Origin of the sequence: Vibrio sp. SG41-7, assembly GCF_014164465.1 — a bacterium.
In the GTDB taxonomy this organism is placed as follows: Bacteria; Pseudomonadota; Gammaproteobacteria; order Enterobacterales; family Vibrionaceae; genus Vibrio; species Vibrio splendidus.
On sequence record NZ_JACJFF010000175.1, the window covers coordinates 1 to 6,776 of the forward strand.

The window sequence follows — 6,776 nt, forward strand, 5'->3', positions numbered from 1 at the left end:
ACGAGTCGTATCGTGTTGGTTAATCAGCGTGATTTTTTGTTCATTGGATAGTGTTATTTTCATGTCACCTAGCATGATCCTCATTTTGGCTAAAATCAAGCACCTTCAATGATCACGGGTATATCGATCAGCAACCCAGCTTGTTCGAACCTACGCCCAGTATGGGGGAAAATGAACAATTGCCATTTCCACAGCTGTTAGCTAACGTAGGGTTAGAGGCGACACCCGTTGATATTTTGGCACAGAGAACCCATATACCTGTGCATGAGGTCATGATGCAGCTTTTAGAGCTTGAGCTCTCAGGGCATGTTGTTGCAGTTTCCGGTGGCTATATTCGAAAGGGGAGAGGCTAAGCTATGATGATGGACATACTGATGTACTTGTTTGAAACCTACATCCATAGCGATTCTGAATTGCAGGTGGATCAAGATGAGCTTGAAGATGAGCTTCTTCGAGCAGGGTTTCACCAAGATGATATTTATAAGGCCCTCCATTGGTTAGAAGATCTTGCGGCATTGCAAGATACTGAGAATCAAGCGGCAATTACTATGTGTTCCAATACCTCGATGCGTATTTATACCAGTCGAGAGATTTCACGTATTAATATGGAGTGCCGAGGTTTCTTATTGTTCCTTGAACAGATCAACGTACTCACGACAGAGATTCGTGAAATGGTGATTGATCGTGTGATGGGGCTTGAGACGAGCGAATTTGAATTGGATGATCTGAAATGGATTATCTTAATGGTGCTATTTAATGTGCCGGGTAATGAAAGTGCTTACACGCAAATGGAAGAGCTGTTGTACACCAAAGAGCAAGGTATCTTGCATTAATACAGGCTTGTCATGAGTAGTAAGATTGATAATCAGCTTTTTTCAGCACATGAACATGCATTAGAGCATGAACCATGTCCACAGTGTAGTGGAGAGCTTCAGCTTCGCCATGGTAAGCATGGCCCATTTTTAGGCTGTAAGCAGTATCCTAGCTGTGATTACATCAAGCCTCTGCATCAAAATGATGGCCACGTAGTGAAAGAGCTAGGTGTACCGTGTCCTAAATGCCAAAACGAATTGGTATTAAGGCAAGGTCGCTTTGGTATGTTCATTGGTTGTAGTAGCTACCCAACGTGTAATCACATCGAATCTTTGGACCAACCAAAAGAACAACCTGAAGAGCAGCCACTTGTTGCCTGCCCTGAGTGTGGCAGAGGCCATTTGGTTGAGCGTAAATCTCGCTATGGCAAAACCTTCTATGCGTGCGATAACTACCCTAAGTGCAAGTTCGCCGTTAATCAGCCACCTGTTATAGGTCGTTGTGAAGAGTGTCAGTTCCCGCTGTTGCTGGAGAAGAAAACGGCCAGTGGCACTAAGAAGCAATGTGCTGATCGCAAGTGTCATCACATTCAATCTCAATAACTTGATGTTATAGACAAAAAAACGGCGCTCAATGAGCGCCGTTTCTATATCCAATAAACGTTCTATATTCATCAAGCAATGTAGACTTACTTCATCTGCTCAGCAAATTCATGCACAGCAGGGTAGGCTTGCTTATCGAGAATGTCTGCCAGTGAGCATAACGCTCTTTGCAGCTCTGCGTTGTAGTCAGCGCTCACGTTAATGTGGCCCATCTTACGACCTGCACGCTTCTCTTTACCATACCAATGAACATGACAGCCACCTTGAGCCAGAATAGCCTCAGGTAGGGTATCTTCACCAAGAATGTTGATCATTGCGGTTGGGCGAATCAGTTTAGTACTGCCTAGTGGCATACCGCACACAGCACGTAGGTGGTTCTCAAACTGACAAGTTTCAGCGCCTTGCTGTGTCCAGTGGCCAGAGTTATGAACACGTGGTGCAATTTCGTTAACCAGCAGTGAACCTTTAACATCAAAGAACTCTAACGCTAGCACGCCAACGTAATCCAAACGTTCTGCAACAGCGGTGAACATGGTTTTCGCTTGCTCTTGCAGTTCAATGTCATCAATCGCTGTCGATAAGCTCAACACGCCGTCGGTGTGAACATTTTCAGCCAGTGGGTACACTTGAATCTCGCCATTAGCGCCACGAGCACCAACCAGTGATACTTCGCGATCAAACGGAACGAACTCTTCAGCCACAATGGCTTGGTTGTCTGTTGCGGCGATGCACTCGGCCATTTCTGCCCAAGTCGCGTCAACATTGTCTAATGTTTTTAAGCGCCATTGACCTTTGCCATCGTAGCCGCCAAGTGTGCTCTTCAATACCATTGGTAAGCCAACGTGAGCGATCGCAGCGTCAAAGTCTTCGCGAGAGTTAATCTCGTAGTACTTAGCATTTTTCACGCTTGCTTCGTCTAACAGGGCTTTTTCAAGGCGACGATCACCGCCGGCTTTGATTGCTTCTGTTGTAGGTAAGAACTTACCGCTGCGCTCACATACCTCAAGTACATCGTGAGGGATATGTTCGAACTCAGCAGTAATGACGTCCGCGCGCTCAATCGCATTTTCTAAGCCGTTGCCTAGAATCGCTTGCGTTAATGGGTGAACAATATTTTTGCTGCCAACATCAAAAGCAGAAATTTCAATATTCAGCGGCGCCCCAGCTAGGGACATCATGCGAGCAAGTTGGCCCGCGCCTAACACAAGAACATGCATGGGAATTAGTCCTCAGCAGGGTTTGGATTAGCCAGAACCGTTTCTGTTTGCTCAGAGCGGAACGCTTCTACTTTCGCCATTACTTCTTCATTGTGTGTACCAATGATTTGAGCGGCTAGGATACCAGCGTTAGCAGCACCAGCTTCACCGATAGCCAAAGTACCTACCGCAATGCCTTTTGGCATCTGTACGATAGAAAGCAGAGAATCCATGCCCTTCAGTGCTTTAGACTGAACAGGAACACCTAAAACAGGTACGCTTGTGAAAGCTGCAGCCATGCCCGGAAGATGCGCTGCACCGCCAGCACCAGCAATAATCACTTTAATACCGCGCTCTTTCGCACTGGTTGCGTAGTCTGCAAGCAACTGAGGTGTGCGGTGAGCAGAAACCACTTTTGTTTCGTACGCCACGCCAAACTGATCCAACATTTCTGCAGCTAGCTTCATTGTTGGCCAATCAGATTTAGAACCCATGATAATACCGACAGTCATCTCAAACTCCTTCAGGTACGATTTAATTAGTGATTAGATATTTTGCGCGCATTATACGGGTAAAATTGCTTAAGGAAAACGTTTGCGTCGGTCTAGGTTGTTAATTGATACATTTTATAAACAAATAGCTTTAGTCACAGTGAATGATAATTTGTACACTTAGCGAGTTCGATAACAGAATTAATGAGGCAACCCTTGGATAACTTTCAACATACTTTGCAGGCATTACAACAAGGTGAAGTCATTGCTTACCCGACTGAAGGCGTTTTTGGGGTCGGTTGTGATCCCGATAATCCACAAGCCATTAAGAAATTGCTCGATTTAAAACAGCGGCCGATGGAGAAAGGGTTGATCCTAATTGCTGCGAGTTACGAGCAGTTGCTGCCCTATATTGATGAAAGCCAGTTGACGGAAGCGCAGTTAGCGACCGTAAAAGCAACATGGCCGGGACCAGTGACTTGGATAATGCCAACCAGCAGTAAAGTAACGGACTGGGTCAGCGGCCAGTTTGATTCCATCGCGGTACGAGTGACTGATCACCCTTTGGTTCAAAGAATGTGTAATGAATTCGGCAAGCCGTTAACCTCTACCAGTGCCAACCTGACTGGCGAGCCGCCTTGTATGACGACTGAAGAAGTTCAACAGCAACTAGGTCAACACTTAGTCGCGATTCTAGAAGGTCAAACGGGTGGTCGTGAGAAGCCAAGCGAAATTAGAGATGCAAAAACGTCGAAAATATTAAGACAGGGTTAAACTCTGCAAAGGAAGAAAGATGTCAGCAATTGATAAAGAAGCAGTAAAACAGTTTTTACTGAGCCTACAAGATTCGATTTGCCAGCAGCTTGAGCAAGCTGATGGTACTGCACTGTTTGAAGAAGATGCATGGGAGCGTGAACCTGGCGAACGCCTTGGTGGCGGTGGTCGAACTCGCGTGATGACCAATGGTGCGGTATTCGAGCAAGGTGGGGTTAATTTCTCTCACGTAGCGGGTAAGGCGATGCCTGCCTCAGCCACAGCTCACCGCCCTGAATTAGCCGGACGTAAGTTTGAGGCTATGGGGGTTTCATTAGTTATCCACCCTAAAAACCCATATATCCCAACCTCACACGCGAACGTTCGATTCTTCATTGCGGAAAAAGAAGGGGAAGACCCAATTTGGTGGTTTGGTGGTGGTTTTGACTTAACGCCATTTTATCCTTTCGATGAAGACTGCCAATCTTGGCATCAAACCGCTAAAGACCTGTGTGCGCCGTTTGGTGATGACGTTTATCAAGAACACAAGGAATGGTGTGATAAGTACTTCTATCTGCCTCACCGTGATGAAACACGTGGTGTTGGTGGTCTGTTCTTTGATGACTTAAATGAGTGGGGTTTCGATAAGAGCTTTGCTTATATGCAGGCTGTCGGTGAAGGCTTTGCAGCCGCCTATCTACCCATTGTAGAACGACGAAAAGAGACGTCTTACGGTGAGCGCGAGCGTGACTTCCAACTTTATCGTCGTGGTCGCTATGTTGAATTTAACCTAGTTTACGACCGTGGTACCTTATTTGGTCTGCAAAGCGGTGGGCGCACAGAGTCTATATTGATGTCTATGCCGCCGTTGGCTCGTTGGGAATATCGCTACGAACCACAAGCGGGTTCACCAGAAGCTTTGCTTTACAGCGACTACCTAAAGCCTCGAGTTTGGTAGTTCTTCCTTCCTTATAGGGATAGTGATAGGGTCATCTATATAGATGACCCTTTTTTATTATTTCTGTTAGGTAAGGATATGACACAGCAAGTAGATCGTTATGCCGTTTTCGGTAATCCTATTGGACAAAGCAAATCGCCATTCATTCACACATTATTTGCTCGCCAAACCAGCCAACAACTTACCTATACAGCACTCCAGCCAGAGCAAGGTGAATTCATCACTGCTGCTCAAGCTTTTTTTAGTGAAGGTGGTAGAGGGTGTAATGTCACAGCGCCATTTAAAGAAGATGCTTATCAGTTCGCTAATCGCCTGACTGAAAGAGCTGAACTAGCAGGTGCTGTAAACACACTTAAGAAGCTCGATGATGGAGAGATCATTGGTGATAACACCGATGGTGAGGGTTTAGTTCAAGATCTTCTTCAACATCAAGTAGTCCTAGAAGGGGCTCGCGTTCTTCTACTTGGTGCTGGTGGTGCTGCTCGAGGAGTGATTCAACCTCTACTCGACCAAAAGCCACAACAGTTGGTCGTCGCTAATCGAACCAGTTCAAAGGCTGAACTTCTGGCCGAGATGTTTTCTTTACATGGAAACATCAAAGGAATGGGGTTAAGCGATGTTAATGAAGGCTTTGATGTCATTATTAACTCTACTTCGTCTGGTCTAAGCGGGCAGCTTCCTGAAGTGTCTGATGCTATTTTCAATTCTAATAGCGCCGTTTATGACATGGTTTACGGATCTGGAACCACAGTATTTAATCAATGGGCATTAGATAACGGTGTTCATGCTGCTTATGATGGTTTGGGTATGCTAGTGGGGCAGGCAGCAGAGAGCTTTATGCTTTGGCGTGGCCTTCGCCCAGGAACAAAACAGATTTTAAGAGAATTACGTAGAAACTTAGAGATGTAACAAGGTAATTATAAAAAATGAATCAATCAATTCTATTTCCGGATATCCAAGATTGGGATGAAGCAAGTCAATCTATCACCTTCCCAGCACAACAGTCGGGTGCATTGATCGAATGTGTCTTATCTATTGAAGAATTATCACGATTGGCAGGTAAAGAGATAGAAGAGGGCGATCAAGCTTTAGTTATCTTTTCAGAGTTGCGTTTTGATATTGAAGAGCTAGCGGAAGAGTTAATAGAAGAAGAGGAGTATTACTCCTCTAATCGGATTCAGATCAAAGCGCTTTAAACTGGAAGCACAGAGTCTAGATAGTCGTTTTTATTCTGAACATAGTTGTCAGCTGACTTCTGTAAAAAGGCACGCTCCTTATCATTTAATGGGCGTGCTTGTTTTACCGGGCTTCCTACATATAGATAACCGCTCTCAAGTACCTTATTAGGCGTCACTAAGCTACCAGCACCAATCATCACATCTTCTTTAATAACCACGCCATCCAACACGATAGCTCCCATACCAACAAGTACACGATCTTCAATCGTGCAGCCATGCAGCATTACTTTATGTCCGATAGTGACATCATTACCTATTAATAGCGGGTAACCCTCAGGGTTTTCTGCATTCTTATGGGTGACGTGCAAAACGCTGCCGTCTTGGATATTCGTTCTATCTCCAATATGAATGTGGTTCACATCTCCTCGAGCTGCAACCAAAGGCCACACGCTAGAGTCGTCACCGATTTTGATATCCCCAACCAGTACCGAACTTGTATCTATATAGACACCTTGTCCAATCTGAGGGGATATTCCTTTATAACTGCGCATTGAACTCATAAATCCTCCTTTATATAGGCACCTTAAGCCCTTAATTAAGGGGAATACTAGTGAAAATGGGGTGCTTTGAACAAAAAACGCTCGAACAATCAAAAAAGTAAGAAAAACTTCAAAAAGGGCTTGCCAGTGTGATCGAAATCTCTATAATGCGACCTCGTTGAAACGGGAAGGCTTCGTAAGAAACCAAAACGAATCAGCAGGTCAAATTAGCCAAGCTAAGCGCTT

Annotated in this window: 9 protein-coding genes and 1 pseudogene; 7 read left to right on the plus strand and 3 right to left on the minus strand. The window is 45.1% G+C overall.

The window, feature by feature from the left end:
* Positions 1-122: 122 nt before the first annotated feature.
* The 3 genes and pseudogenes from H5300_RS24610 to H5300_RS24620 all read left to right on the plus strand — a co-directional run.
* Positions 123-353: pseudogene (locus H5300_RS24610) on the plus strand (DNA-protecting protein DprA); the annotation flags it as partial.
* A gap of 3 nt (positions 354-356) precedes the next feature.
* On the plus strand, positions 357-833 hold the full coding sequence (locus tag H5300_RS24615) for a DUF494 family protein (RefSeq protein WP_004735774.1): 477 nt from the start codon (positions 357-359) through the stop codon (positions 831-833).
* Between the two features lie 12 nt (positions 834-845).
* A complete protein-coding gene (locus tag H5300_RS24620) occupies positions 846-1,415 on the plus strand; it encodes a type I DNA topoisomerase (protein ID WP_017081750.1) in 570 nt (189 codons plus the stop codon).
* An 86-nt stretch (positions 1,416-1,501) separates the two neighbouring features.
* Here the strand turns inward: H5300_RS24620 and H5300_RS24625 are convergent, their stop codons facing one another.
* A complete protein-coding gene (locus tag H5300_RS24625) occupies positions 1,502-2,632 on the minus strand; it encodes a 5-(carboxyamino)imidazole ribonucleotide synthase (protein WP_182797146.1) in 1,131 nt (376 codons plus the stop codon).
* A gap of 5 nt (positions 2,633-2,637) precedes the next feature.
* Entirely contained in the window at positions 2,638-3,123 is a 486-nt protein-coding gene (gene purE, locus H5300_RS24630; protein ID WP_004735777.1) for a 5-(carboxyamino)imidazole ribonucleotide mutase, read from the minus strand.
* A 195-nt stretch (positions 3,124-3,318) separates the two neighbouring features.
* Here purE and H5300_RS24635 point away from each other — a divergent pair, with 195 nt between their 5' ends.
* The 4 genes from H5300_RS24635 to H5300_RS24650 all read left to right on the plus strand — a co-directional run bounded on the left by H5300_RS24635 (position 3,319) and on the right by H5300_RS24650 (position 6,009).
* Complete coding sequence (locus tag H5300_RS24635; protein WP_029223376.1) at positions 3,319-3,876, plus strand: L-threonylcarbamoyladenylate synthase; 558 nt, start codon at positions 3,319-3,321, stop codon at positions 3,874-3,876.
* Positions 3,877-3,895: 19 nt separating this feature from the next.
* Positions 3,896-4,813, plus strand: a complete 918-nt coding sequence (gene hemF / locus H5300_RS24640; RefSeq protein WP_017098119.1) for an oxygen-dependent coproporphyrinogen oxidase — start codon at positions 3,896-3,898, stop codon at positions 4,811-4,813.
* A gap of 78 nt (positions 4,814-4,891) precedes the next feature.
* The gene (gene aroE, locus H5300_RS24645) at positions 4,892-5,722 is read left to right on the plus strand and encodes a shikimate dehydrogenase (protein ID WP_182797147.1); all 831 of its coding nucleotides are present in this window, start codon (positions 4,892-4,894) and stop codon (positions 5,720-5,722) included.
* Between the two features lie 17 nt (positions 5,723-5,739).
* On the plus strand, positions 5,740-6,009 hold the full coding sequence (locus H5300_RS24650; protein WP_182797148.1) for a DUF1488 domain-containing protein: 270 nt from the start codon (positions 5,740-5,742) through the stop codon (positions 6,007-6,009).
* Here the strand turns inward: H5300_RS24650 and H5300_RS24655 are convergent.
* Positions 6,006-6,551, minus strand: a complete 546-nt coding sequence (locus tag H5300_RS24655; RefSeq protein ID WP_182797149.1) for a gamma carbonic anhydrase family protein — start codon at positions 6,549-6,551, stop codon at positions 6,006-6,008. The two genes, H5300_RS24650 and H5300_RS24655, sit on opposite strands and share 4 nt — an antisense overlap.
* Positions 6,552-6,776: the final 225 nt, after the last annotated feature.